A 26,939-nucleotide genomic window follows, 5' to 3' on the forward strand; every position below is an offset into this window, starting at 1 on the left:
TCTATGACAAACACACAAGCTTTTATGAAAAACTTTCTTGGGTCAAGTCCAGAATGGTATAAGCTCGCCATTGTGGTTTTTCTTATTATTAATCCTATTATTTTCTTTTTAGTCAGCCCTTTTATTGCGGGTTGGTTACTCGTTGCAGAATTTATTTTTACGCTAGCAATGGCATTAAAATGCTATCCTTTGCAACCAGGTGGCTTACTAGCGATTGAAGCCATTATTATCGGGATGACAAATGTAGAGCACGTAAAAACGGAAATTATGGCAAACTTTGAAGTAATCCTGTTACTGATGTTTATGGTGGCAGGTATTTTCTTCATGAAACAACTGCTTCTTTACGTATTCACGAAATTACTTGTCAAAATTCGTTCAAAAATCGCACTTTCTTTAGCTTTCTGTTTTAGCGCAGCCTTCCTATCAGCCTTCCTTGATGCACTAACGGTTGTTGCCGTAATTATCAGCGTAGCAATGGGATTCTATGGTGTTTATCACAAAGTCGCATCAGGTAATAATTTAATTGATGCCGTTGATATTGCCGATGATGAGAAAATTACAACACAACACCACGAGACCTTAGAAAAATTCCGTTCATTTTTACGTAGCTTGATGATGCATGCTGGCGTCGGAACCGCACTTGGTGGTGTGATGACAATGGTGGGTGAACCACAAAACTTAATCATTGCAGAACAAGCAAAATGGAACTTTATCGAATTTTTCTTCCGCATGGCACCAGTTACGGTTCCAGTATTTATCTGCGGACTACTGACTTGTTTCTTAGTAGAAAAATTCAAATTATTCGGTTATGGTGAAAAATTACCTGAAGATGTATGGAAAATCTTGTCGGATTTAGACCGCACTAATTCAGAGAAAATGTCTAAACAAGACAAAATTAAATTAGGTGTGCAAGCATTAATCGCGATTTGGTTAATTCTTGGATTGGCGTTCCATCTTGCGGCAGTGGGCTTGATTGGTTTAAGTATCATTATTTTTGCAACTGCATTCACTGGTGTGACTGATGAACACACTATCGGTAAATCATTCCAAGAATCCTTACCTTTCACTGCATTGCTCGTGGTATTCTTCTCAGTGGTTGCCGTAATTATCGATCAAAAACTTTTTGCGCCAATCATTCACTTCGTTCTTTCTTCAGAAGAAAATACACAGCTTGCCTTATTCTACGTATTTAACGGCTTGCTTTCTTCTATCTCTGATAACGTATTCGTCGCAACGGTTTATATCAATGAAGCGAAAGCGGCGTTAACGAATGGCGTAATTGCTCCGCACCAATTTGAATTGCTCTCTGTTGCAATCAATACAGGGACAAACTTACCGTCAGTGGCAACGCCAAATGGGCAAGCAGCATTCTTATTCTTATTGACCTCATCACTAGCCCCATTAATTCGTCTTTCTTACGGAAGAATGGTTTATATGGCTTTACCTTACACGATTGTACTTTCGATCATTGGGTTACTGGCTATTGAATTTATCTTACCAGCTGCTACTATTTGGCTAGCAAACTTAGGTTTAATTTTTCCAATTTAAGGAGAAAAAATGCTCGCACTTTTAAAACAATTTTCTGAAAAACGTTCTGCATGGTTTCTGCTGGCATTCTCAAGTTTAGCACTAGAATCTACCGCACTTTACTTCCAATATGGAATGGGATTACAACCTTGTGTACTTTGCGTGTATGAACGTTTAGCAATAATTGGGTTATTTATTGCGGGCATTATAGGTTTACTTCAACCTCGCGCTTTAATCATTCGATTAATCGCTTTGGCATTGGGCTTATTCAGTGGCATTAAGGGATTATTGGTTTCATTCCGTCATCTTGATTTACAAATGAATCCAGCCCCTTGGAAACAATGTGAATTTATACCAAACTTTCCTGAGACTTTACCATTTCACCAATGGTTTCCATTTATGTTTAGTCCGACTGGCTCTTGTAATGAAAGTCAATGGTCATTATTCGGTGTGACAATGGTGCAATGGTTGGTATTTATTTTTGCAGTATATGTGATAATTCTTGCTTTATTATTAATAGTGCAAGTAGTCAAAACACGAAAACAAAGAAGAATATTTAATTAAAAAAATACGGTGAAATTTCACCGTATTTTTTATTCGCTATATTTTGTTATTTTTTATCTGAAGGTTGTGCTCTGCCATAATTCGCACAAATAATCTGAGCAGCATTATAAAGCGTTGTATCAGGTGTTAAACTTAACGTATGTTTCTTTTGCTTTTTAGGTGCCGCACGCAAACCCTGTCCCCAAAATTCATCATAGAAATCAGTTCGTACTTGAGTTAAATGATAATTTGCACAATTCAAAATCTTATACTGACGAACAGAACGTGCATAACGTTTAGGCTCAGGATAAACATACAATCCCTTATCTAAATTCACCACTGCATCAAAATGTACAATTTGTGGCTCTTGATTATCCACCCAGATCGATTCACTATCGATGTAATAATTCACATTCTTCACCAAACGTACATATCCGCTTCGCACATCAGTCGGAGGTGTCAGCTTCATATCATTTTGTTCAGCCTTTTGAGTTTGAGCAGAACAAGCGCTAAGCAACCCAAATGATAATATAAAAATCAGTTTTTTCATTATTCACTCCTTATGTTAGCTGACATTCACTCTAGAATTTTATAGTGTGCCCATAACCTTCTAGGATTGTTTTAATATGCTCTAACGATTCTTTGGTTGGCGGTAATACATCTTCAAGCTCATAATCTAACCCAAGGGTTTTCCATTTATGCGCACCTAATCGATGATAAGGAAGAAGTTCAACTTTTTCAATATTGGTCATACCTTCAATAAACTGACCTAATAAATGCACATCGTGATCGCTATCGGTATAACCAGGAACCACAACATAACGAATCCATGTACGTTGATGACGTTTTTGCAAATATTTTGCAAATTCAAGGGTACGTTTATTTGGTACCCCAATAAGATTTTGATGAACTTGATCATTAAGCTCTTTTAAATCAAGTAAAACAAGATCTGTTACATCTAATAATTCATCAATAATATGATCATAATGACGTACAAAACCATTTGTATCCAAGCAAGTATTAATCCCTTCTACTTTACAAGCACGGAACCAATCACGTACAAACTCCGCTTGTAACACAGCCTCACCGCCAGATGCTGTCACGCCACCACCAGTAGCATTCATAAAATGGCGATAAGTCACGACTTCTTTCATTAAATCTTCGACACTGATTTCTTTACCCCCTTCAAGATCCCAAGTATCACGATTGTGGCAATATTTACAGCGCATCAAGCAACCTTGCATAAATAAAATAAAACGAATACCTGGCCCATCTACAGTGCCACAGGATTCAAAAGAGTGAATTCTTCCAAGAACTGACATACATAAATTTCCTAAAATTAGATATAGCTAAATTTTACCAAATATTTAGTCTATAAAAAATGAGCCTGATTGAAATCAGGCTCATACACATTATGTTCCCGCCAAAGTGCGGTCAAAAATAAAAATGTTTTTACATTGACTCTGTGAAAGTTCTAGTAATTACGTCTTGTTGTTGCTCTTTAGTTAAAGAGTTGAAACGTACTGCGTAGCCAGATACACGGATAGTCAATTGTGGATATTTATCCGGATTTTCCATTGCATCTAACAACATTTCACGGTTTAACACGTTCACATTTAAGTGTTGGCCACCTTCAACCGTTGCTTCGTGGTGGAAGTAACCATCCATTAAGCCAGCAAGGTTGCGACGTTGTGCTTCTGCATCTTTACCTAACGCATTTGGTACGATTGAGAAGGTATAAGAAATACCATCTTTCGCATAAGCAAACGGTAGTTTAGCTACAGAAGTTAATGATGCTACCGCACCTTTTTGGTCACGACCGTGCATTGGGTTCGCACCTGGTCCGAATGGTGCACCAGTACGACGGCCATCTGGGGTGTTACCCGTTTTCTTACCATAAACCACGTTAGAAGTAATAGTTAATACAGATTGTGTAGGCACTGCATTGCGGTAAGTTTTAAGTTTTTGAATTTTCTTCATGAAACGTTCAACTAAGTCACAAGCGATGTCATCAACACGGTTATCGTTGTTACCATATTGTGGATATTCACCTTCGATTTCAAAGTCGATTGCTACGTTAGTTGCAACAACATTGCCATCTTTATCTTTGATGTCGCCACGAACTGGTTTAACTTTCGCATATTTGATTGCTGAAAGTGAGTCAGCCGCAACAGAAAGACCTGCGATACCACAAGCCATGGTACGGTATACATCACGATCATGTAATGCCATTAATGCTGCTTCGTATGAATATTTATCGTGCATATAGTGGATTACGTTTAAGGCTGTCACATATTGTTTTGCCAACCAATCCATAAAGCTATCCATACGGCTCATTACTGTATCGAAATCTAATACTTCATCAGTAATTGGTGCAGTTTTCGGGCCTACTTGCATACCTAATTTTTCATCGATACCGCCGTTGATTGCGTATAACAATGTTTTCGCTAAGTTTGCACGCGCACCGAAGAATTGCATTTGTTTACCCACAACCATTGGTGATACACAACATGCGATTGCGTAGTCATCGTTGTTGAAGTCTGGACGCATTAAATCATCGTTTTCGTATTGAACGGATGAGGTATCAATCGATACTTTCGCGCAGAAACGTTTGAAGTTTTCAGGTAATTGTTCAGACCAAAGAATCGTTAAGTTTGGTTCTGGAGAAGTACCCATGTTGTAAAGGGTGTGTAAAATACGGAATGTATTTTTGGTTACTAATGTACGACCGTCTAACCCCATACCTGCGATAGTTTCAGTTGCCCACATTGGGTCACCAGAGAATAATTGATCGTATTCAGGTGTACGTAAGAAACGAACCATACGGAGTTTCATAACTAAGTGGTCAACTAATTCTTGCGCTTCAGTTTCAGTAATTTTTCCTGCTTTTAAATCACGTTCGATGTACACGTCAATAAAGGTTGCAGTACGACCGAATGACATTGCCGCACCATTTTGTGATTTGATTGCAGCAAGATAAGCAAAGTACATCCATTGAATGGCTTCTTGAGCATTGGTCGCTGGGTTAGAAATATCATAACCATAGCTTGCAGCCATTTGTTTCATTTGGCCTAATGCACGGTGTTGTTCTGCGATTTCTTCACGTAAACGAATTGTTGCTTCAAGATTTACACCATCTTCTAAATCTTTTTGTAAAGAAGAGAATTGCGCGTATTTATCTTTCATTAAGAAGTCTACACCGTAAAGTGCTACACGACGGTAGTCACCGATAATACGGCCACGACCATAAGCATCTGGAAGACCCGTTAATACACCAGATTTACGGCAACGTAAAATATCTGGCGTATAAACATCGAATACACCTTGGTTATGCGTTTTACGGTATTCAGTGAAGATTTTTTTCACTTCAGGATCTAATTCACGACCGTAAATTTTGCATGACCCTTCCACCATTTTAATACCACCAAATGGCATAATGGCACGTTTTAAAGGTTCATCAGTTTGAAGACCAACGATTTTTTCTAAATCTTTGTTAATGTAACCTGGTGCGTGAGAGATAATGGTAGATGGAGTATGTTCATCAAAATCTAATGGCGCGTGAGTACGGTTTTCAATTTTAATTCCTTCCATCACAGATTCCCAAAGCTTAGTTGTTGCTTCAGTTGGACCTGCTAAGAAAGAGTCATCGCCTTCATACGGGGTATAGTTTTTTTGGATAAAGTCACGTACATTGACATTGTTTTGCCAATCGCCACCAGCAAAACCAGCCCACGCCAATTTTTGCGCTTCATTAAGTTCTGACATAGTCATTTCCTTTGTTAATTAATAAATAAGTAAATCTTTAATGAGTTTTGGTTAAATAACGTTGGAATACACCAATACAAATTGCCCCGCCGACAATATTTCCCAACGTTACAGGGATTAAATTTTTCACAATGAAATGATACAAATCTAAATCTGCGTATTTCATCGGATCAACGCCGATTTGTTGCCAAAATTCAGGTGTACTAAAATGTGCGGTAATAATTCCCATCGGAATCATAAACATATTAGCCACACAGTGTTCAAATCCTGACGCGACAAACAAACCAATCGGCATAATCATAATAAATGCTTTGTCTGTAACCGTCTTACCAGAATAAGACATCCAAACCGCCACACACACCATAATATTACATAAAATACCTAGGTTAAAAGCTTCAAACCAAGTGTGATGAATTTTATGTTGGGCAGTTGCAAGAATTGTTAAACCCCATTGGCCATTTGCTGCCATTGTTTGTCCACCAAACCAAATAACAGCCGCAATAAATAAACCACCAACGAAGTTGCCCAAATATACTACGATCCAGTTTCGAATCATTTGGGTTGTTGTTATTTTTCCGCCTACGCGGGCAACTAAGGTTAAAGTAGAAGAGGTGAATAATTCAGATCCTAAAATCACCACCATAATTACACCCAAGGAGAAGACTAATCCACCTACTAACTTGGTTAATCCCCAAGGTGCGCCTGCACTAGCAGTTTGTGTTGTTGTGTAAAATACAAAGGCTAAGGCAATACAAGCACCGGCACTAATGCCGGACATAAACGATAAAAATGGACGTTTATTTGCTTTATAAGTCGCTGTATTTTCTGCATAATCCGTTGCTTCAACAGGTGTGAGCGCAACAGAAGACAGTTTTTGATTTTCTGATGCCATAATCAAACTCCAAATATTGAAAAAGTGAATGAAAATTTAATACTTCTAATAGGTTTACAACTTCAAATACTTCTACAACCGTCGCCATTTTACTCTCCTCCCCTAGTATTGCAAAGAAAACTACTATTTATTTCAACAAAATTTGATTTTTTACAAGATTTGTTAAAGAAAATACGCTATACACATTTCAGGTTAGATAAAATCCACAAAAAATAAACCGCACTTTTATCAAAAAAGACAAAAGTGCGGTTAGTTTTCTAGTTATTTTAGTAATATTCAGGAGTCATTAAGGTACAAAATAATGAGGTATAAAATGGCTATCATTCCCCGTCACTGCTGTAAAATCTTCGCGTAATCCCATACCGCAAGCCACATCCCCCACAACCCAAGAGCCGATAATTGGATACATTCCATCAAAACTTGGTAATTCAAATTTTTGTTGATAAACATAACCTGAATTAGCATAAAACGCAGAGTGTTCGCTTCCTTTCGCTGCAAATTCTACGCCATTGTTTTTCTCATAATAGAAGACATTGGCACCCTCTCGACCTAACAATGGTTTTTTCACCCACATTGATAAATCTTTTGGTAGTTCGAAAGGCGTAAAATAAGCAGGTAATAAATTCGGATGATTAGGATAACGTGCCCAAAGTTTTGCCAATAGCGCTTTATTACTTAACAACATTTTCCACGCAGGCTCAATAAATCGTGTTTCAGCGGTTGTAATATGGCGAGCAAACTCAGCGTGGCTTAGCCATTCCAGCGGATACAATTTAAATAACATTTCAATAGGCTGATCATTTAAATCTACAAATTTTTCTGTTTCGCTGTTGTAGCCAATATCCTCTACCGCTAATTGATGAATATTCCAACCAGCGTTATAAGCCACATCAGCTAAATAATCCACATTGCCCCAATCTTCACGGCCAGCATCTTGCATAGCACTCAAATGGAAATCGGTTTTGCCACTTTGTTGTTTCAAAAATTGGAAATGTTTTATTAATTCTTCATGAATCCAGTTAAATTGATCCCGATGTTTCAAGCCCTCAATTTGCTCCAACCACTGCCATTGAACAACCGCAGCCTCCAACAAGGATGTTGGCGTATCGGCGTTATATTCAAACATTTTTAGGTTTTCACCATCATAGCCAAAATCAAAACGCCCATATAAATAAGGATCTTGGTTACGCCAAGAGGTTTCAATAAGCTGTTTTTGCAACTCCGTAAAACGGTAATTTTCATAATCGCCTTTTTTAATTTCATCCGCCGCAAAATCTAAACACATTGAATGTAATTCATTAGTTGTATCCTCAATGCGATCAATTTCCGCTAAGGTAAATTCATAGGCGACATTATCAGACCAATAATGAGATCCATCACTGGAAGGCAAGTTATAATAATCAAATCCAACATTAAGTAGCTGTTGCACCATATCTGGTCGAGTAGGAAACCCTGTTACACGTTTCATTTAGCCCCCACTGCTGCTACGATTAGTATTATTGGGGCTACTAAAACCACCACGAGATACAGGTTTGCTATTCATGCTTCCTGCATTTCCTTTCACGAGCATTGGTTTTCCAACAGAACGATTTGTTTGCGGTTGCACAACTTGCCCTGTTGGCGTAGTGACAGCTCGATTTCCAGGATGATAACTTGGGCCAAGGAAACTACTAATTGCACGAGCCGCCATATACCCCATAACGCCACCGGCAATCGCAGCCCCTAAAGAAGGATCGGTACTTTCAGCTTTTGCAGTTGATTCAGCATTGTTCTCGCTTTGATTAGCTTGCGCATTATTTTCAGCTGAATTTTTTACCGCACTTTCTGCATTACCATTATCACGAATATTTAAACCAAGCCCCTGCTGTGGTGTAGTCTCAGTTTTCTGAGTACTTTCAGTATTTTTATCTGCTTCACAAAGCTCAATTTTTTTCCAATCCGCTAAACAATCATCTAAAGACTGATACACATCACGTTGTACTTGTTCTTCTGAACAGCCTCCTAATAAGGCCACAATAGATAAACTAACTAAAATCTGATTTTTCTTTTTCATTGTTCTCAATTTTTATCGAATGGTTTTCACGCCTAGCCATTGCTCGGCCTGTTTATTGGTAATTTCTTCACGAGTCCACATACTCATTAAATCTGGTTGTGGATATTTATTGCTGTTATAGCCGACTAAACGAGCAAAATCAAATACGGCATGAGGATAGCCATTAATAAGCAACAATGCTAAATAACCACTTTCATCCCAACAAATTTCAAGTTTGCGAGCCTCATGATGATTAGAGGTTGAATCAACATTATACACATGCAACATATCCACTATCGGTTGAGCATTTTGACGCATATCAAGTGCATAAAAATAGCCTGTTTCACCGTCATCTTCAAACATCACAGCAAAATGCTCAAATACCGTAGAATGCGTTCCCACTTGCTTTGGCGTTCCTAAAAAGAGTTCGTCCTCTAAAGTTAAATGTAACATAATTTTTCCTAATCAAATTGTGTAATCCAATGGCGACTATTATATGCTTGAAAACAAAGCTCTACTTGAGCTTTCGTATTTTTTGCATCATTCATTGGTGGAAGTTTATCCAAGGAAAAATAAGCAGAGTCCAACGTTTCACTGTTTGCCTTAAATTCACCTGACAATCTTTCACACATAATAAAAGCCTTCTGTACACGATGAGCCAAAGGCGGATAGTTATGCTTATGCTGGTCGTGGATTGCAATAATAAAAGTTGGCTTCACATTTAGCCCTGCTTCCTCATACACCTCTTTTACTGTATTACTATGAAGCGTCTCCAATACATCAACCCATCCTCCAGGCAATGACCAAAGTCCATCATTTTCTAGCACTAACAAAATTTTATCATCTTGAAAAATCGCTGCCCGAGTATCTATTTTTGGAGTTTGGTAGCCATCCTCATTACAAAAAAGATTTTTAACCGTTTCTTTTGGTATTGCCATTTTATGGCTAATCATTTCAGCTGCTAAATCTCGAAGACGCTCATAGCGTTCTATATCATAAATATTTTTACAATAAGCCAAGCCACTTTGTGCAATACTTTGAATTTCAATCGCCCAAGATAACCAAGGTTCAGTAAGCAATGAATTAGATTGAGTATTCATAAAAACTCCCTAAAAAAACACCGCACTTTTATACAAAGTGCGGTGAGATTTTACAGTAAATTCAGCGTGAATTACGCTTGACCTTTAACCGCTTTTAAGCCAGGGAATGCTGCTGGAGTACCCGCGCGTTCTAATGCTTCTTCGATACGGATTAATTGGTTGTATTTCGCAATACGGTCAGAACGGCTCATAGAACCAGTTTTGATTTGACCTGCTGCTGTACCAACCGCTAAATCAGCGATAGTCGCATCTTCGGTTTCACCTGAACGGTGAGAGATCACAGCGGTGTAACCTGCATCTTTAGCCATTTTGATTGCTGCCAAAGTTTCAGTTAAAGAACCGATTTGGTTGAATTTAATTAAGATGGAGTTTGCAATACCTTTTTCGATACCTTCTTTTAAGATTTTGGTGTTAGTTACGAATAAGTCGTCGCCCACTAATTGAACGCGGTCGCCTAACACTTTAGTTTGGTATGCAAAACCTTCCCAGTCAGATTCATCTTGACCATCTTCGATAGATACGATTGGGTATTGTTTAGTTAACTCTTCAAGATAGTGTGTGAACTCTTGAGAAGTGAATGAACGGCCTTCGCCTTTCATTTCGTATTTGCCAGTTTCTTTGTTGTAGAACTCAGAAGATGCGCAGTCCATCGCTAAAGTCACGTCTTTACCTAATACGTAACCTGCTTTTTCTACAGCTTCTTTGATACATGCTAAAGCGTCTGCGTTAGATGCTAAGTTTGGTGCGAAACCACCTTCGTCACCAACAGCAGTGCTCATGCCTTTAGCTTTTAATACTTTAGCAAGGTTGTGGAATACTTCAGCACCGATACGAAGTGCTTCACGTAAGGTTTTCGCACCCACTGGTTGAATCATAAATTCTTGGATATCAACGTTGTTGTCTGCGTGCTCACCACCGTTGATGATGTTCATCATTGGTAATGGCATAGAGTAAACGCCTGGAGTGCCGTTAAGTTCTGCAATGTAAGCGTAAAGTGGTAAACCTTTAGATGCTGCAGCTGCTTTTGCGTTTGCTAAAGATACCGCTAAGATTGCGTTTGCACCAAAGTTAGATTTGTTTTCGGTTCCGTCTAACTCGATCATGATTTGGTCGATTTCAGCTTGGTTAGACGCATCTTTACCAAGAATTGCTTCAGCAATTGGGCCATTTACTGCTGCTACAGCTTTTAATACGCCTTTGCCTAAGAAACGAGATTTATCGCCGTCACGTAATTCTAATGCTTCGCGAGAACCAGTTGATGCACCAGATGGAGCCGCTGCTAAACCAACAAAACCACCTTCAAGATGAACTTCAGCTTCAACAGTTGGATTACCGCGTGAGTCGATGATTTCGCGACCAATCACTTTAACGATTTTTGCCATTTTTATTTTCCTCAATTAAGTTAATTAAAACGGGTTAGGCGAGCCTAAAACAGGCGATATGATAAAGCTATTTTGAGATTTTGTCTTGTAAAAAATGCGTATGCTTTGATCTTTATCTATTTTTACAAAATAAAAGAGCGGTGAAAAAATTTGTCGTTTCTCACCGCTCTTTTTACTCTAATTTAATCCATTACTTCACGGATTGTTTGTGATTTTCATAGGCTGCTTTTACAAAGCCTGCAAACAACGGATGGCCATCACGAGGCGTAGAAGTAAATTCTGGGTGGAATTGGCAAGCGACAAACCAAGGATGATTTGGCACTTCGATAATTTCTACCAATTTTTTATCTGCAGATAAGCCCGTTACTTTCAATCCTGCTTTTTCAATTTGTGGAAGTAACGTGTTATTCACTTCATAACGATGACGATGGCGCTCTTCAATGGTTTCTTTTCCATAAAGCTCGCGAGCGCGGCTGCCTGACACCAAATGACATTGTTGTGCGCCTAAACGCATTGTTCCGCCAAGATCAGATTCATCGGTACGCACTTCTGTATTACCATCAGCATCTTGCCATTCCGTGATTAATGCCACCACAGGTTGTTCACAATCTTTATCAAATTCAGATGAATTTGCTTTAGTTAAACCCGCTACATTACGTGCATATTCAATCAACGCGATCTGCATGCCTAAACAAATTCCCAAGTAAGGAATTTTGTTTTCACGTGCATATTGTGCGGTACGAATTTTACCTTCCACACCACGATAACCGAATCCACCAGGAACAAGAATGCCATCAATGCCTTTTAATACTTCAACACCTTTGGTTTCAACATCTTGGGAATCAATATATTTAATGTTAACGCTTAAACGATTCGTTAAACCGGCATGTTTCAATGCTTCATTTACAGATTTATAGGCATCGGGTAACTCAGTATATTTACCTACCATACCAATGGTCACTTCACCCACTGGATTTGCTTGTTTGTAAAGCACTTGCTCCCATTCAGACAGATCCGCCTCAGGGCAAGTTAAACGGAAACGTTCACAGACGAAATCATCTAAACCTTGAGATTTTAATAATGCTGGGATTTGATAAATCGAATTTACATCTTTTAATGAAATGACTGCGCGTTCTGGAACGTTACAGAATAAAGCAATTTTCGCGCGTTCATTTGGCGGAATCATGCGATCTGAACGGCAAATCAACACATCAGGTTGAATACCAATAGAAAGCAATTCTTTTACAGAATGTTGGGTTGGTTTCGTTTTTACTTCACCCGCCGTTGGAATATAAGGCACTAAAGTTAAGTGCATAAATAAGGTGTGTTCACGACCAACTTGAACGGCTAATTGACGTAATGCTTCTAAGAATGGGAGTGATTCAATATCACCAACGGTACCGCCCACTTCAACAATCACGACATCATGACCTTGAGCGCCAGCAATGACGCGATCTTTAATTTCATTGGTGATATGTGGAATCACTTGAATTGTTGCACCAAGATAATCGCCACGACGCTCTTTACGTAATACTTCAGAATAAATTTTGCCTGTGGTGAAGTTATTGCGTTTAGTCATTTTCGTACGGATAAAACGCTCATAGTGACCTAAGTCTAAATCTGTTTCAGCTCCATCTTGAGTGACGAAAACTTCCCCATGTTGGGTTGGGCTCATCGTACCCGGATCCACATTAATATATGGATCTAATTTCATAATAGTTACGTTTAAACCACGAGCTTCTAAAATTGCCGCCAATGATGCTGCCGCAATGCCTTTACCTAACGATGAAACCACACCGCCAGTGACGAAAATATAATTTGTAGCCATAGGGAACCTAATCTGTATTGGGATATAAATGATTATAGCTAATCATCTTACAGACAAAATCAACCAAAAGTGCGGTCAAAAATCGAAGATAACTAGCTATCAAAGACGGGACGGTAGTTTACCTGATTTGGTCAATGAACTCAATTAGAAAACCACAATTAGCATGTAAAGCCTTGTTAGACTTATCTATCCTCTAGGATGAAATCTTTCATGTAATCGTTTCAATCTCTCTTTTGCCACGTGAGTATAAATCTGTGTTGTAGATAAATCTGTATGCCCTAGCAACATTTGCACCACACGTAAATCCGCACCATGATTCACTAAATGGGTGGCAAAAGCATGGCGAAGAACGTGAGGGGAAAGTGTATCCGCATCAATATCCGCGAGAATGGCATAATGTTTTACACGATGCCAGAAAGTTTGACGAGTCATTTGCTGTGCACGCTGACTTGGAAACACAACATCAGAACTCAGCCCATTTAATAGCACAGGGCGACCATAAAGCATAAATTGACGAACCCAATAGGCAGCTTCTTCCCCCATTGGCACAATACGCTCTTTGTTCCCTTTACCAATCACTCGCACCACGCCTTGTTGCACGCTCATGTTTTCAATCGTCAGCGAAACTAACTCCGTTACACGAAGCCCAGTCGCATAAAGCAACTCTAACATTGCTTTATCGCGTAACTCCAAAGGCACGTCTACATCTGGCGTATTGAGCAAATCTGACACTTGTTGCTCAGTTAAATATTTTGGCAGGCGACTGGGTAATTTAGGCGAACTTAGCACCGCACTTGGATCATCCACGCGATATTTTTCCCGATATAAATATTGGAAAAGTTTACGCATTGCACTTAACATTCGCGCGGTGCTCGTGGCTTTGTAACCTTTCTCCAAACGTTCACCTAGAAAACCTTGCAAATCTACAGCATCTAAGGTTTCCAAAGACAAGTCGTTTTTATCCAACCAATCACAAAGTGCGGTTAAATCCAAACGATAAGATTGAACGGTATTTTCTGAAAGCCCTTTTTCAATCCAATATTCGTTAAGAAACAAATCAATAAGCACAAGATTTTTCATATTACTTTTCTACAAGGAAAGCGATGCGTCCTATTTATGCTGAACAATCAAAAAGGCATTTAACTTGCGTGGAATCACAAAAAATGCAGCCGCCGCAATGATACTCATAAATACAAATGTCATCGCTGGCGACGTTGGATAAATCGTTCCCGCAATCGCGGTAAAAATGGCAATTAACACACCATTGGATAAACCATTATACAAACCTTGTAATTTCGTAATATGGCTTTGTGGCTGGGTCGTGATATAGCGAACAATCGCATAATGGCAAACGGCATAGGTTAGACTGTGCATAAGTTGCAATAAGAATATCAACCAAAAATCTTCAATATATCCCATTACAGCCCAGCGTCCAACGCACGCAAGTGCAGAAATATAAAGCAACACACTAATAGAAATATTTTGAAATAAACGACGAGAAAAGAAAAATAATACAATTTCTGCTAATACGCCAATGCCCCAAAGTAAGCTAGTTTGTGAAACAGAAATTCCAATGCTTGTCCAATAAATCGTGCTATAAACATAATAAGCCGCATGAGAGCCTTGAATCAGCCCTACTGCTATCATGACTCGTAATGTCATCGGATTTTTCAGTAAAGCAATAAAACCAACATCATTTTGAACGCCATCTTCAGGTATTTCATCTTTTGGGGGAATGGTCGGTTTTAAAAGCTGAATGATGGTATAGAAAGATAAAAGTGCGGTTAAAATCCACACGATATTTTGCTCGCCGACCCAGCCAATCATGCCACCAAACACCACTACGCCAAGAATAAAGGCAGAAGAGCCAATCAAACGTACTTTGCCGTAATCTAAGCCGATTTGGCGTTGCCAAGTGGATGCCAACGAATCCCCAATTGGCATTCCCGCTGAATTCACAGAAGCATACAAACCAATAGCAATAAACAACAACCAAAAATTATGAGCAACTAAACTCATAGCCGCCATAATAATGGCCGATGCTAACGCCAATAGACGTAAGGAACTAATAATATGATTGGCTTTTTTAATCAGCGATGAAAAAAATAATCCGCCCGCAAATCGGAAAATATAAGCACTCCCGATCACCAAACCAATCATTTCTTCACCATATTGTTGAGATTTCAACCATGCGGGGAAAAACGGCAAAAATACGCCATAAGCGCAGTAGTAACCTAGAAAGCTCAGTGCGAGCCAATAAAAAGGACGAACTTGCATCAGAATAAAGTTTCCATTTCTTGTGAACGAGACAAACAAGCTTGCATGGCTTGCTCTATTGTTTGATTAAAATGTTGAGCATCAAATACTGCTAACGCCGCCGCAGTGGTACCACCTTTCGAGGTAACATTTTCACGTAAAGTTGAAAGCGCAATTTGCGGATTTTCAGCCACCATTTTTGCTGCACCAAACATAGATTGCTGCACTAATTCACGCGCAGTTTTCTCATCAATATTCATTTTGATTAAGGCTTGCTGCATCGCTTCCAGCATTAAAAAGAAATAAGCGGGGCTACTTCCTGACGCGGCAGTTACTGCGTGCATTTGACTTTCATCATCCACCCAAACCGTTCTTCCCACAGATCCCAATAAATCTTGTGCAAAAGTGCGGTGATTTTCACTCGTATTTTTCGGTGCAAATAACCCCGCCATACCTTCCCCCACCAATGCGGGCGTATTTGGCATGACGCGCACTATCGATTTTATACTTGGAATTAATGCGTTCAAGCGTTCAGTTGAAATACCGGCGGCAATGGAAATTAACAATTTGTCGGAAAAATCCACCGCACTTAGTGGCGAACAAACATCAGCCATCATTTGAGGTTTTACCGCAAGCAACACAACTTCCGCTTTGGTTGCACTTTCCACATTATTTTCTGAAGTTGCCACGCCAAGATTAGCAAAAAATGCTCTTTTTTCCTCATTCGGATCATTCACAATAATTTGCTCGGCAGGATAACCTTGTTTCAACAAGCCAAGAATAATAGCCTGCGCCATATTGCCGCCGCCAATAAAGGCAATCAATTTGTGTTGCATCGTTTTTCCTACTTTTATGGGCTATAATGCAACACATTCTACCCTATATTGAAGGAAGTGTTACGATGTGGTTCAAAAATTTAATGACTTATAGGCTGACTAAACCGCTAGATTGGGATCTTACACAACTACAAACTCAACTAGAAGATTGTCAATTTCATCCTTGCGGCGCTCAAGATCAAAGTAAATTTGGCTGGTCTGCTCCATTAAGAGGTTCTGATTTACTCTATTTTTCTGTAGGAAAACAAATTCTATTAATCGCCAAAAAAGAAGAAAAAATCTTGCCGGCAAATGTAGTCAAACGTGAATTAGATGACCGCATTGAAAGCCTCGAACAAAAAGAAAATCGCAAACTTAAAAAGGTAGAAAAACAGACATTAAAAGATGATGTCGTGATGAATTTATTACCTCGTGCGTTTAGTAAAAATCAGCATACAGCGCTATGGATTGATACGGAAAATAATCTTGTTCATGTTGATGCCGCATCGAGTAAACGCGCGGAAGATGCGCTCGCATTACTGCGTAAATCCTTAGGATCGCTCCCTGTCGTGCCTTTAGCATTTGCTAATGAACCCAGCACGATTTTAACGAATTGGATAGTTCAAGATAGCTTACCCCATTGGTTACTTGCATTAGAAGAAGCCGAGCTTCGTGGCAGCCAGGAAGACAGCATTATTCGTTGTAAAAAACAACCCTTAGAAAATGAAGAAATTCTCGCCCTTCTGCAAGATGGCAAAAAAGTAGTAAGTAAATTAGCCTTAGAATGGGAAGATACCTTAACTTTCGTTTTTAACGAAGATTGCACCCTCAAACGTTTAAAATTTGCAGATAGTGTACGCGAAAAAAATGATGATATTCTGAAAGAAGATTTTGCACAGCGTTTCGATGCAGATTTTGTACTGATGACTGGTATTTTAGCCAAACTCACCGAAAATTTATTAGATGAATTTGGTGGCGAAAAAACTAGACTGTAAAATCATATTATAAATTTACTGCACTTTTTGCTTGAACAATGTTTGCCTAGACAGAGGTTAAATCAAGCATAGACAAGAGCCTTTCCCAAAATATGAGGAAAGGCTTGCTTATCATTAAATTATTGTTCAGTATTTGAGTTACTTGGCTTGCGTCGTTTGCCGATATTTTTCGTATCCTTATGACGCAATTTTACTTTTTTCTTCGCCTCTGTTTTTCTCTTTTCTTCACGTTTTTCTTTAATGCGTGCCTTTTGTTTTTTGCTTACAGATTTCACTTCACCGTCTTTTGGCGGCTTAGTGCGAGGTTCTAAACCTTCTAAAATGCGTGCCTTTAAAATTTCCTCGGTATAGCGTTTGATTTTACCAAGTAACTTGTAATCATGGGCTTCGACAAAAGAGACCGCCGTGCCCTTTTTACCTGCTCGTGCTGTACGTCCAATTCGATGCAAATAAGTATCCGCACTATACGGTAAATCAAAATTCATAACATGGCTTACATCGTCAATATCAATACCACGCGCAGCTACATCCGTTGCAACCAATACCGTCACAATACCTGATTTCAACTTATCAATCGCATTGTTACGTTGAGTTTGTGCCATTTCACCTTCTAAATACGCAGAACGAATGCCTCGTTTACGCAATGTTTCAGAAAGTTCACGCGCATCTTCACGACGACGAACAAACACAATTCCACGCGTCACTTCTTCAGTTTCAATAAAACGCGCGAGCAATTTGATTTTGTGTTCATTGCTGTCTGCATGGTAATACCATTGGTTGATTTTTTTTCTCTCTCGACGGCTTGGTTCAGCATCCACTTTAACGGGATCATTCAACAAACGCTCCGCAAAATCGACTAACAACTCTCCTTCCAATGTTGCAGAAAACAACAAGGTTTGTTTCCGCCAACGGGTTTCAGCTGCAATTTTTTCCGCATCTTGCCCAAATCCCATTTGTAACATTCTATCCGCTTCATCAAAAATCAGCATTTCAACGGAACGGCAATCAAAATTTTCTTCCTTAATGTATTGCAACAAACGACCGGGCGTTGCCACCACCAAATCTTGATTGGTATTGAACACATCACCGTGATTTTGATACGCCACACCACCTGTAATGGTCGCAATATTTAAATGGGTGAACTGCGCTAATTCTTCCGCTTGTTCAGCAACTTGCATTGCCAGTTCACGGGTTGGCGTTAATACCAAAATACGCGGTGGACCTGGTTTACGACGCGGATAATCCAATAAATGTTGTAGCGCAGGTAATAAAAAAGCAGCAGTTTTCCCTGTTCCCGTTGGTGCAGAGCCTAATACATCACGCGCTTCCATTGCGGCAGGAATGGCTTCCATTTGAATAGCTGTTGGGCGGGAATAACCTTTTTTCTCAAGCGCCTTTAAAAGTTCGGGAGAAAGATCAAATTGTTCAAATTGGGATAAATTCATTATTGTGTGGTTCTTTGTTAAAATTGGCGCGGATTATACCTGAAATTAGGGGCTATTGATAACTCATTTCACGCTTGAGTTATCGTTTAAAATGCGCACAATCGCGACGCAATTCGAAATCAAGAGTGGTTCTCTTGATGAGAATTGCAACAAAGAGTGTGCACATTTTAAACATAACCCGAAGGGCTGGGACTATTTTTGGCGATAACAGCGTTGAAATCGGTTTGTTTAGAATGCTAAACTTCACCGCTTTCGCCTTGTTCTCACCAAAAATAGTCTCCAGCTCAAACGGGAAATGAGTTATCAACAGCCCCAAGTGCGGTCAATTTACGAAAAATTTATGAGCAGATTTACCTTTAAACAATTCCATATCAATCAAGATTCTTGTGCCATGAAAGTCGGCACAGATGGCATTTTGTTAGGTGCTTGGGCAGATGTAAAGCATTGTAAAAACATTTTAGATATGGGAAGCGGTACAGGATTATTGGCTTTAATGTTGGCACAACGAACAAAAGAAAACTGCCAAATTCAAGCGGTTGAGTTGGATCCCATTGCAGCAAAACAAGCGCAAGAAAACATTAATAATTCAGTGTGGAAAAATCGTATTCAACTTATTCAAACGGATATACAACATTTTTTACAAACCACTGCACAAACCTTTGATTTAATTGTGGCAAATCCACCTTATTTTGAACAAGGTATTGCTTGTAAAAATGAGGAAAGAGAATTGGCTCGTTATACCAAGCAAAGCCACTTAAATTGGTTAGAATGGGCTGCAATGAGCTTATCGGAAAATGGGAAAATAAGTTTTGTCCTGCCTTATGATGCGGGAAAAACGCTCACAAAATCCACCGCACTTTTTTGCATAAAACAAACGAATGTCATTACAAAAATGGGAAAAACGCCCCAAAGAATGCTACTTACCTTTGCCAAACAACCCGAAGTTTTAATGCAAGATCAATTGGTGATTTATGATGCGGATAATCAATACACCGAAGCGTTTATTGAATTGACTAAAGACTTTTATTTGAAATTTTAAAGGGGAAATCATTTTCCCCTTTAATCATACACTATCTAAAATACCACTTCGCTAACAATACACCCGCATTCACTGCAATGTTTAAGCCTGATTTAATTGGACTTGCGAGCGTTAAACGCACTTGTGTATCTTCTGGCGTCGCTAAACTTTCCGTAGAACTTTCACTTAGCACAAAAACCACTTTATTTTTTAACCGCACTTTATCCAATGAGTCGCCTTGTTTATTGTGCGATACGTGAATAATTTGATAGCCTGATTTACGCAATTGCATTAAAGCTGAATCAATATAATCCGTTTCTAACACACGAATATATTCTGCGCCACCTTCTGCTACACGCATAGAGGCTCCCGAATACAGATTTTCCACATTATCGGCGACAATATTTTTCACGCCAAAATAAGCACAAGTACGCAATACGCCACCAATATTTTGTGCATTATTCACGTTGTCTAATAGCACTAAACAATCCTCGTTACGAGGAATATCCAAATATCCTTGCAACGTGAAAGCACGCGGTTTCTTCACTAATAAGCAAATGCCACCATGATGTTCCGTTCCACTCACTCGTGCTAATTCTTCACTATCTACAACATGATAAGCCTTCTTGTTTTCGGCTAAATAACTCAATACCTCGCCAATTTTGTGTGACATTTGTACGGTTGCCCACAATCGAACAATACTTTCAGGGCGTTCTGCAAATAAAGCTAAACAGGCATTTTCACCGTAAACTTTCATTTCTTCCGCACGGTTTTTCTTAATTTTTTCAGGCGCACGAGGAGAAAGCGCACCCGTTTTCTTTTCTTTTGTTTTATAAACCGTACCAGTACTTTTTATCGTCACTTGAACTTTAGGTTGTTCTGTATTTTTATTTGATGGCGCACGAGATAAAGAAAGTTGCGTAATTTTAGTTTCTTTCACTTCTTGTTTATCACGAGGAAAACGAGATTTTTCGTTTCTATTTCCATTAAATTTATCATTAAAGTGCGGTCGATTTTGAGTTGGTTTTTCTCTGTATTTTTCACCTACTGAGCGTTCTTGAAAGGATCTGCCGGAGGATTGAAAAGACGGTTTGTGTTTGTCGTTCATAGGGTTTTCCTGAATAAAAATGGCTGTTTTTTAGCCAAAAAATGCTAAAATTTGTGAGCATTATAACGAAAAAAAGCCTTTTTTCTATTAATAAGCACGTGAAATATTGTAAACTAACGCACTAGTCTTTAATCACGAGATGGATTATGTTAATCAATAAAACCAAACGAGCTGAACAAAATTTAAATAATTTGCCATTCCTTGCCTTGCAAGCTGAGCAAATTGAATTTTTGGGTAGCCCGGCTGAATTTAAAACTCAAATTATTGAATTAATCAGAAACGCAAAAAAACGTATTTATGTCACCGCACTTTATTGGCAAAAAGATGAAGCGGGACAGGAAATCCTCGATGAAATTTATCGCGTGAAGCAAGAAAATCCACACTTGGATGTAAAAATTCTCATAGATTGGCATCGCGCACAACGCAATTTATTAGGGGCGGAAAAATCGGCCACCAATGCAGATTGGTATTGCGAGCAACGCCAAACTTATCAGTTACCAGATGATCCGAATATGTTCTTTGGCGTGCCAATTAATACACGAGAAGTTTTTGGTGTATTGCACGTTAAAGGCTTTGTATTTGATGATACCGTGCTTTATAGCGGTGCAAGCATAAATAATGTCTATCTTCATCAATTTGAAAAATATCGTTACGACCGCTATCAAAAAATCACTCATGCTGAATTAGCTGATTCGATGATAAATTTCATCAATGATTATTTGTTAGATTTCAGTGCAGTTTATCCACTTGATGTCACCAACCGCCCTCGCACCAAAGAGATCCGCAGCAATATTCGCGCTTATCGTAAAGATCTTGCTCAAAATGGAGAATATTCATTAAAAAGTGCGGTGAAATTACCAAATGTTTTAAGCGTATCGCCACTGTTTGGCTTAGGCGCATCAGGCAATGAATTAAATCAAGTAATTGAAGATTTATTCTTGCAAGTACAAGAAAAATTGGTGATTTGTACGCCATACTTTAATTTCCCACGCACATTGCAACATAAAATAGCGACGTTATTGGAAAACGGTAAACGAGTAGAAATTATTGTTGGCGATAAAGTCGCAAACGATTTTTATATTCCACCAGAACAACCATTCAAAATGGCGGGGGCATTACCTTATCTTTATGAAAGTAATCTTCGCCGTTTCTGTGAAAAATTTGAGACTCAAATTGAAAATGGTCAGCTTGTGGTGCGTTTGTGGCGTGATGGCGATAATACTTACCACTTAAAAGGTGTGTGGGTGGATGACCGTTATATTTTACTTACGGGCAATAATCTTAACCCTCGAGCATGGCGTTTGGACGCAGAAAATGGCTTATTAATTTACGATCCACAACAACAGCTTTTAGCCCAAGTGGAAAAAGAGCAAAACCAAATTCGCCAACATACAAAAGTATTAAAACATTACACTGAATTAGAAGAATTGAATCAATACCCAGAACCAGTGCAAAAACTTTTGAAAAAATTTGCACGAATTAAAGCGGATAAATTAGTGAAAATGATTCTGTAATGCTGAATAATACTTTTTAGACCTAATAATAAAGCCTTGTGAAAACAAGGCTTTATTCTTTCAATTAAAAAACATTAACTTAACAACGCCTGCGCAGCTGCGATCACAACAGATACAGCTTTTTCTTCCGTTTGTTTCATTGTTGCTTCATTTGGAATTTCTTGTTGAGTGCGGTTTACAATCACGCCCGCAACCATCCCAGCACGCAAACCTAATGCGCTACACATGGTAAACAATGTTGATGATTCCATTTCATAGTTCATCACATTCAAATCTTGCCATTGTTTAAGTAGACCTTGGTAATCACGATATACTTTACCGCTATAGGTATCATAACGCTCTTGACCTGGATAGAATGTATCAGATGATGCGGTTACGCCTACATAAGGCTCGATACCTTTTGCTTTCGCTGCATTATAAAGTGCGGTTGTACATTCAAAATTTGCCACAGCAGGATATTCTAACGGCGCAAAATGACGGCTTGCGCCATCTAAGCGAACAGAAGCGGTTGTGATAAGAACATCGCCTACATTAATGTGCGGTTGAATCGCACCCGTTGTGCCAATACGTAAGAAAGTGCGAACACCAAGTTGAGCAAGTTCTTCCACACAAATTGATGTTGATGGCCCACCAATACCTGTAGAACATACCACAACAGGTTGTCCATTAAGATAACCTAACCATGAAGTAAATTCACGCGTGCTAGCAAGAAACTCTGGATTATCAAGTTGTTTCGCAATACGCTCACTGCGGGCAGGATCGCCAGGAACAATAGCGAGTGTTGCCCCTTTTAATTGGGATTTTGTTAGGTTTAGGTGGAATACGTCTGACATAATAAATCTCCTTATTATCATTGAACGTGATGATTTCGCCCTTAGGAAAAATCTTATTGTAAAGAAAAGAAATAAAACATTTTTAGAAAATTTTGTTTTCTCTTTCAAACATTTTCATTATTTCCTTTTCATTTTTCTGATAACGAATAATAAGTAAAAAAAGAAGTGCGGTCAAAAAGTTAAACGTTTTCGGTTATAATTCCACGTAAATTTTTTCTAGAACAAGCGAAAAATAAAATGAATGCAAAAATTTTAGTTATAAAAGTGGGACAAGTTGAAACCCTAACCTTTTCCGATGGAAGCGTATACGAAAGCGCAATTCGTAAGAAAACAGTACCATCGGTAAAAATTCATTCTCTTGGTGCAGAAGGAAACGATGTTGGTTTGAAAAAACATCATGGTGGTGTAGATAAATCTCTCTTTTTTATGTCGGCAGGTTCTTTTAATGAATTAAATACTTTATTAAATAAAGATTTTTCTTATATGGAAACTGCTACATACGGAGAAAATTTTGTTGTGTCAGGCTTAAATGAAGACAGCGTCTGTATTGGTGATCGTTATCAAATCGGCTCAACCATTTTAGAAGTATCTCAGCCTCGTAAACCTTGTGAGCGTTTATCAAAAAATACGGAAAACGAAGAGACTCGCGATATTGTTTATAAAACCGGGCTCAGTGGATGGTATGTTCGCGTCATTAAAGTGGGAGAAATTAGACAAGGTGATGAATTGAAATTGCTCGCGCGCCCTTATCCGCAAGTAACAATTCGCCATTTAAATCGCTTGTTATCTGCACCCGAAAATGAAGCTGAACTAGAAGCGGCATTAGATATTGAAGTATTAGCTGAAGCCTTTAAACGCTCAATTCGATCGCAAGTATCGAAATTCAAACAACAGGGATAAATATGTCAGAAATTTCAACCGCACTTTCCGAAGATTGTCCATGTCAATCTGGTCATCATTACGCAGATTGTTGTGGAAAATTTCATTTGAGACAAGCGTTTCCCGAAACGGTAGAACAACTCATGCGTTCACGTTATACGGCTTATGTTTTAAAAAATATACCTTATATTGTTGCAACAACTGTGCCAAGCCAACAAACTTTATTAGAGACTCATCTATTGCAAGAATGGGCTGACAATACTACATGGCTAGGATTAGAAATTCTAAAAACAGAAAACCTCACAAAAACTCAAAGTACGGTGGAATTTAAAGCTATTTTTCAAGGCGAAGAAGGAAAACTAGCTCATCAAGAACGGTCAATTTTTGTAAAAATTGAAAACCGTTGGTATTTTGTGGATCCGACCGTATCCTTGCCTACAATGAAACAACCTTGTGTATGTGGTTCCGGTAAAAAATTTAAACATTGCTGTGGGGGATTTTTATGATTTCATTGAAACAATTTACCCAGCTCTTTTGGAAACGTTTTTCAGAAAATAAACTCAACCAAGCTGCTGGCGCATTAACTTACAGCACGATGCTTGCTATCGTGCCAATGGTGATGGTGATTTTTTCTATATTCTCTGCCTTTCCTGTATTCAATGAAGTCACTGGAGAATTAAAAGAAATGATTTTCACCAATTTCGCACCATCAGCGAGTGATATGGTAGGCGAATATATCGATCAATTCGTCTCGAACTCAAAGAAAATGAGTGCGGTGGGAATTGTGAGTTTAATTGCCGTTGCCTTGATGCTAATTAATAACATCGACCGAACCCTCAACAGCATTTGGCATGATACAAGTATTCGCCCTATTTTTACCTCTTTCGCGATTTACTGGATGATTCTGACTTTTGGACCTCTCCTTATAGGTACAAGTATAGGGATTAGCTCTTATATAAAAGTGATGTTTGAACAATCAGAAACACTTTCACTCGGCGTAAAATTGCTGAGTTTACTCCCGTTCTTTTTCACATGGTTTATTTTCACATTGATTTATACCATCGTGCCAAATAAGAAAGTAGATATCAGATATTCTGCTTGTGGTGCGCTTATCGCCGCTATTTTCTTTACACTTGGTAAACAAGCCTTTACTTGGTACATCACCACATTCCCTTCTTATCAACTAATCTATGGCGCAATGGCAACATTGCCGATTATGCTATTGTGGATTCAGATTAGCTGGCTAGTTGTGCTGGTCGGGGCACAATTATCTGAAGTATTAGGCGAGTTAAAAGAATAAAAATGGAAAGACCGATTTATCAACATCAGTCTTTTTTATTTAGCTATTTTGCAATCTTTAAGGTTTGATAGAGATAATGACGATAGTCATTCACAAATGCAGGATTAGAAGAATCTTCCAATTTTCCGTTACTTAGTTTACACATTGCCATATTCGCTTTCATAAATTCATCTTCTGCTGATAATCCAGCTACATTCATCAAGACGCCTCCAGCAAAAGCAAGATCTAAAAAATGTTGCTCTTGCTTAAATTGACTTGCACAATTACTTCTTACAACAAATTGTGTCACATAATCGGGCTGTGCATAATCCCCTTTCTTCGGAGGGATAACATTATCAAATGCTACTTGGTGATCACCGAAATAACCTAGAACAAAAGGCTTTTTACGTTCATGTAAATAGTTATTCATTCCTTCAATCGCATCATTTAATGCGACAATACGTTGAGTATAGTCATTCAATGCAGAAATACTTTTAGCCCCTAAATTAGGCATTTGAAGATTAAATTTATTTTCCATGCCCAATTCATATGGACCATGTTCACGCATAGTCAATATATAAACAAACATTGGCTGATCTACATTTTCTAACGCAGGATGTTGTTTTTCCAAAATCATTCGGGTGTACTTCATCATTTCTTCACTACTAATATCCCAAAGATTTTTACTGATAGGCGCAGGATAGCCAAGATCTTGTGGCTGTAACATCAAATCAAAACCGAAATGATCATAAGCGGATTTTGCATTGTAATTACCTTTTGTAAAAGGCGACAAGGCAACACAAAAATATCCTTGAGCTTTTAGATTTTTCACTAAACCTGATTGCAAGTGCGGTACAACAGAATAAAAAACGCCACTTGCTAACGCGCCAAAATCGGTCGAAGGCACACCGGCTAAAAAAGCAAATTCTGATTTCCACGTTGCGCCAGCAAAAGTATGTACACGCAACGGCGAAGCAAATACCGTATCATTTTGGGGGGCAAACATGGAAAGTGGTGGAATAGATTGCTGACTAAAAGCAAATTGATGAGGGTTCAGAGTGGATTCCATTAATGTCACTACAATATCGGGTTTTGTTTCAGATACCTTGTTTGTATCAGATGAAAGTGCGGTCATTTTCTCAATAAAATTTTGGCTATTGCCATCAAAATTTGGCACCTTGAAAAAAATACCGCGGCAAGACATTGGTAAATTTAAAAACACATCACGACCATCATCGGGCAAAGAATCTAACCAAACTTGCACCGCACTTGGCTTTTTAGAATAATGCCACATCAAGCTAAAGCTAACAATAAACAATAACGTCCCAATGGTATTACCTAATCCCCCTAAAGACTCGACATCATTAAAACCAAAAATCGCATAACCTAATAACGCAAGTAGTCCAATAACGCCAAATAACGCACCTTTATAATGAATTAAGGTTTCCCAATTTCGCCAATCTACCACAAGAAAGAAATCTGAAATTAACAAAGGCTGTTTGTAATAATGAATTTTTAAACGGTGAAATAACATCAGCACTACAAAAAGCACAGATGAAAAATTTAAAGCACGTTGCCATTGGCCAGAAACCATAAGCATGCCGCCAAATAAAAAAGTAAAAAGCGTAATAGCAAAGAAATAAGTCCAACGATAATGGGAGTTTACGATAAAAATCACTGCCGCAATCGTGAATAAAGCTAAGAAAATATAAGCAATCATGAATTTTC

25 protein-coding genes are annotated in these 26,939 nt (G+C 38.6%); 8 read left to right on the forward strand and 17 right to left on the reverse strand.

From position 1 onward, the window contains the following. The first annotated feature begins 3 nt into the window (after positions 1 to 3). Together nhaB and dsbB are read left to right on the forward strand one after the other, a co-directional pair. Complete coding sequence (gene nhaB, locus DV434_RS05015) at positions 4 to 1,548, forward strand: Na(+)/H(+) antiporter NhaB (RefSeq protein WP_118811521.1); 1,545 nt, start codon at positions 4 to 6, stop codon at positions 1,546 to 1,548. Between the two features lie 9 nt (positions 1,549 to 1,557). Further along, positions 1,558 to 2,091: a disulfide bond formation protein DsbB gene (gene dsbB, locus DV434_RS05020; protein ID WP_005632029.1), complete on the forward strand. Its 534-nt coding sequence runs from the start codon at positions 1,558 to 1,560 to the stop codon at positions 2,089 to 2,091. A gap of 46 nt (positions 2,092 to 2,137) precedes the next feature. Here dsbB and DV434_RS05025 read toward each other — a convergent pair whose 3' ends face one another. The 13 genes from DV434_RS05025 to proC form a co-directional block, all read right to left on the reverse strand. Beyond that, complete coding sequence (locus tag DV434_RS05025; protein WP_118811522.1) at positions 2,138 to 2,620, reverse strand: surface-adhesin E family protein; 483 nt, start codon at positions 2,618 to 2,620, stop codon at positions 2,138 to 2,140. A 31-nt stretch (positions 2,621 to 2,651) separates the two neighbouring features. Further along, positions 2,652 to 3,392, reverse strand: a complete 741-nt coding sequence (pflA, locus tag DV434_RS05030) for a pyruvate formate lyase 1-activating protein (RefSeq protein ID WP_118811523.1) — start codon at positions 3,390 to 3,392, stop codon at positions 2,652 to 2,654. A 130-nt stretch (positions 3,393 to 3,522) separates the two neighbouring features. Then, positions 3,523 to 5,835: a formate C-acetyltransferase gene (gene pflB / locus DV434_RS05035; protein WP_192882519.1), complete on the reverse strand. Its 2,313-nt coding sequence runs from the start codon at positions 5,833 to 5,835 to the stop codon at positions 3,523 to 3,525. 37 nt (positions 5,836 to 5,872) lie between these two features. After that, positions 5,873 to 6,727, reverse strand: a complete 855-nt coding sequence (gene focA / locus DV434_RS05040; protein WP_053465239.1) for a formate transporter FocA — start codon at positions 6,725 to 6,727, stop codon at positions 5,873 to 5,875. Between the two features lie 286 nt (positions 6,728 to 7,013). Then, positions 7,014 to 8,195, reverse strand: coding sequence for a glutathionylspermidine synthase family protein (locus DV434_RS05045; protein ID WP_118785352.1), 1,182 nt, complete (start codon positions 8,193 to 8,195; stop codon positions 7,014 to 7,016). Continuing rightward, positions 8,196 to 8,780, reverse strand: coding sequence for a DUF1190 domain-containing protein (locus DV434_RS05050; protein WP_118785353.1), 585 nt, complete (start codon positions 8,778 to 8,780; stop codon positions 8,196 to 8,198). Between the two features lie 12 nt (positions 8,781 to 8,792). After that, positions 8,793 to 9,212: a DUF2251 domain-containing protein gene (locus DV434_RS05055; protein WP_005636440.1), complete on the reverse strand. Its 420-nt coding sequence runs from the start codon at positions 9,210 to 9,212 to the stop codon at positions 8,793 to 8,795. Between the two features lie 8 nt (positions 9,213 to 9,220). Further along, a complete protein-coding gene (locus DV434_RS05060) occupies positions 9,221 to 9,859 on the reverse strand; it encodes an NUDIX hydrolase N-terminal domain-containing protein (protein WP_118785354.1) in 639 nt (212 codons plus the stop codon). Between the two features lie 71 nt (positions 9,860 to 9,930). Continuing rightward, positions 9,931 to 11,241, reverse strand: coding sequence for a phosphopyruvate hydratase (gene eno, locus DV434_RS05065; RefSeq protein ID WP_118785355.1), 1,311 nt, complete (start codon positions 11,239 to 11,241; stop codon positions 9,931 to 9,933). 190 nt (positions 11,242 to 11,431) lie between these two features. Then, a complete protein-coding gene (gene pyrG, locus DV434_RS05070) occupies positions 11,432 to 13,069 on the reverse strand; it encodes a glutamine hydrolyzing CTP synthase (protein WP_005636432.1) in 1,638 nt (545 codons plus the stop codon). A 186-nt stretch (positions 13,070 to 13,255) separates the two neighbouring features. Further along, on the reverse strand, positions 13,256 to 14,149 hold the full coding sequence (gene xerD, locus DV434_RS05075; RefSeq protein ID WP_118785356.1) for a site-specific tyrosine recombinase XerD: 894 nt from the start codon (positions 14,147 to 14,149) through the stop codon (positions 13,256 to 13,258). Positions 14,150 to 14,179: 30 nt separating this feature from the next. Beyond that, the gene (locus DV434_RS05080) at positions 14,180 to 15,346 is read right to left on the reverse strand and encodes a 3-phenylpropionate MFS transporter (protein ID WP_118785357.1); all 1,167 of its coding nucleotides are present in this window, start codon (positions 15,344 to 15,346) and stop codon (positions 14,180 to 14,182) included. After that, positions 15,346 to 16,161 (reverse strand): pyrroline-5-carboxylate reductase, encoded by an 816-nt coding sequence (gene proC, locus DV434_RS05085; RefSeq protein WP_114908653.1) that lies wholly within the window; start codon positions 16,159 to 16,161, stop codon positions 15,346 to 15,348. The genes DV434_RS05080 and proC overlap by 1 nt, the downstream gene beginning before the upstream one ends. 65 nt (positions 16,162 to 16,226) lie before the next feature. Between proC and rdgC the strand changes: the two genes are divergently transcribed. After that, the gene (gene rdgC, locus DV434_RS05090; RefSeq protein ID WP_118785358.1) at positions 16,227 to 17,135 is read left to right on the forward strand and encodes a recombination-associated protein RdgC; all 909 of its coding nucleotides are present in this window, start codon (positions 16,227 to 16,229) and stop codon (positions 17,133 to 17,135) included. 119 nt (positions 17,136 to 17,254) lie between these two features. On the opposite strand, the gene srmB is transcribed toward rdgC, so the two are convergent. Further along, positions 17,255 to 18,580, reverse strand: coding sequence for an ATP-dependent RNA helicase SrmB (gene srmB, locus DV434_RS05095; RefSeq protein ID WP_118785359.1), 1,326 nt, complete (start codon positions 18,578 to 18,580; stop codon positions 17,255 to 17,257). Positions 18,581 to 18,920: 340 nt separating this feature from the next. Between srmB and DV434_RS05100 the strand changes: the two genes are divergently transcribed. Beyond that, positions 18,921 to 19,619 (forward strand): tRNA1(Val) (adenine(37)-N6)-methyltransferase, encoded by a 699-nt coding sequence (locus tag DV434_RS05100; protein WP_192881486.1) that lies wholly within the window; start codon positions 18,921 to 18,923, stop codon positions 19,617 to 19,619. Between the two features lie 31 nt (positions 19,620 to 19,650). Here the strand turns inward: DV434_RS05100 and DV434_RS05105 are convergent, their stop codons facing one another. Further along, positions 19,651 to 20,706: a tRNA/rRNA methyltransferase gene (locus DV434_RS05105; RefSeq protein ID WP_118785360.1), complete on the reverse strand. Its 1,056-nt coding sequence runs from the start codon at positions 20,704 to 20,706 to the stop codon at positions 19,651 to 19,653. Between the two features lie 146 nt (positions 20,707 to 20,852). Here DV434_RS05105 and pssA point away from each other — a divergent pair, with 146 nt between their 5' ends. After that, complete coding sequence (gene pssA, locus DV434_RS05110; RefSeq protein WP_118785361.1) at positions 20,853 to 22,220, forward strand: CDP-diacylglycerol--serine O-phosphatidyltransferase; 1,368 nt, start codon at positions 20,853 to 20,855, stop codon at positions 22,218 to 22,220. Positions 22,221 to 22,294: 74 nt separating this feature from the next. Here the strand turns inward: pssA and udp are convergent, their stop codons facing one another. Next, complete coding sequence (udp, locus tag DV434_RS05115) at positions 22,295 to 23,053, reverse strand: uridine phosphorylase (RefSeq protein ID WP_005635080.1); 759 nt, start codon at positions 23,051 to 23,053, stop codon at positions 22,295 to 22,297. A 237-nt stretch (positions 23,054 to 23,290) separates the two neighbouring features. Between udp and DV434_RS05120 the strand changes: the two genes are divergently transcribed. The 3 genes from DV434_RS05120 to DV434_RS05130 are packed head-to-tail and all read left to right on the forward strand — an operon-like array spanning position 23,291 to position 25,232. Continuing rightward, on the forward strand, positions 23,291 to 23,953 hold the full coding sequence (locus DV434_RS05120; RefSeq protein ID WP_118785362.1) for an MOSC domain-containing protein: 663 nt from the start codon (positions 23,291 to 23,293) through the stop codon (positions 23,951 to 23,953). Between the two features lie 2 nt (positions 23,954 to 23,955). Next, complete coding sequence (locus DV434_RS05125) at positions 23,956 to 24,438, forward strand: YchJ family protein (RefSeq protein ID WP_118775587.1); 483 nt, start codon at positions 23,956 to 23,958, stop codon at positions 24,436 to 24,438. Beyond that, positions 24,435 to 25,232: a virulence factor BrkB family protein gene (locus tag DV434_RS05130; protein WP_118775586.1), complete on the forward strand. Its 798-nt coding sequence runs from the start codon at positions 24,435 to 24,437 to the stop codon at positions 25,230 to 25,232. Before DV434_RS05125 ends, DV434_RS05130 begins: the two co-directional genes overlap by 4 nt. A gap of 43 nt (positions 25,233 to 25,275) precedes the next feature. Here the strand turns inward: DV434_RS05130 and lpt6 are convergent, their stop codons facing one another. After that, the gene (gene lpt6, locus DV434_RS05135; protein WP_118785363.1) at positions 25,276 to 26,931 is read right to left on the reverse strand and encodes a phosphoethanolamine transferase Lpt6; all 1,656 of its coding nucleotides are present in this window, start codon (positions 26,929 to 26,931) and stop codon (positions 25,276 to 25,278) included. Positions 26,932 to 26,939 lie beyond the last annotated feature (8 nt).

It is taken from the genome of Haemophilus haemolyticus (assembly GCF_003493685.1).
In the GTDB taxonomy this organism is placed as follows: Bacteria; Pseudomonadota; Gammaproteobacteria; order Enterobacterales; family Pasteurellaceae; genus Haemophilus; species Haemophilus haemolyticus_O.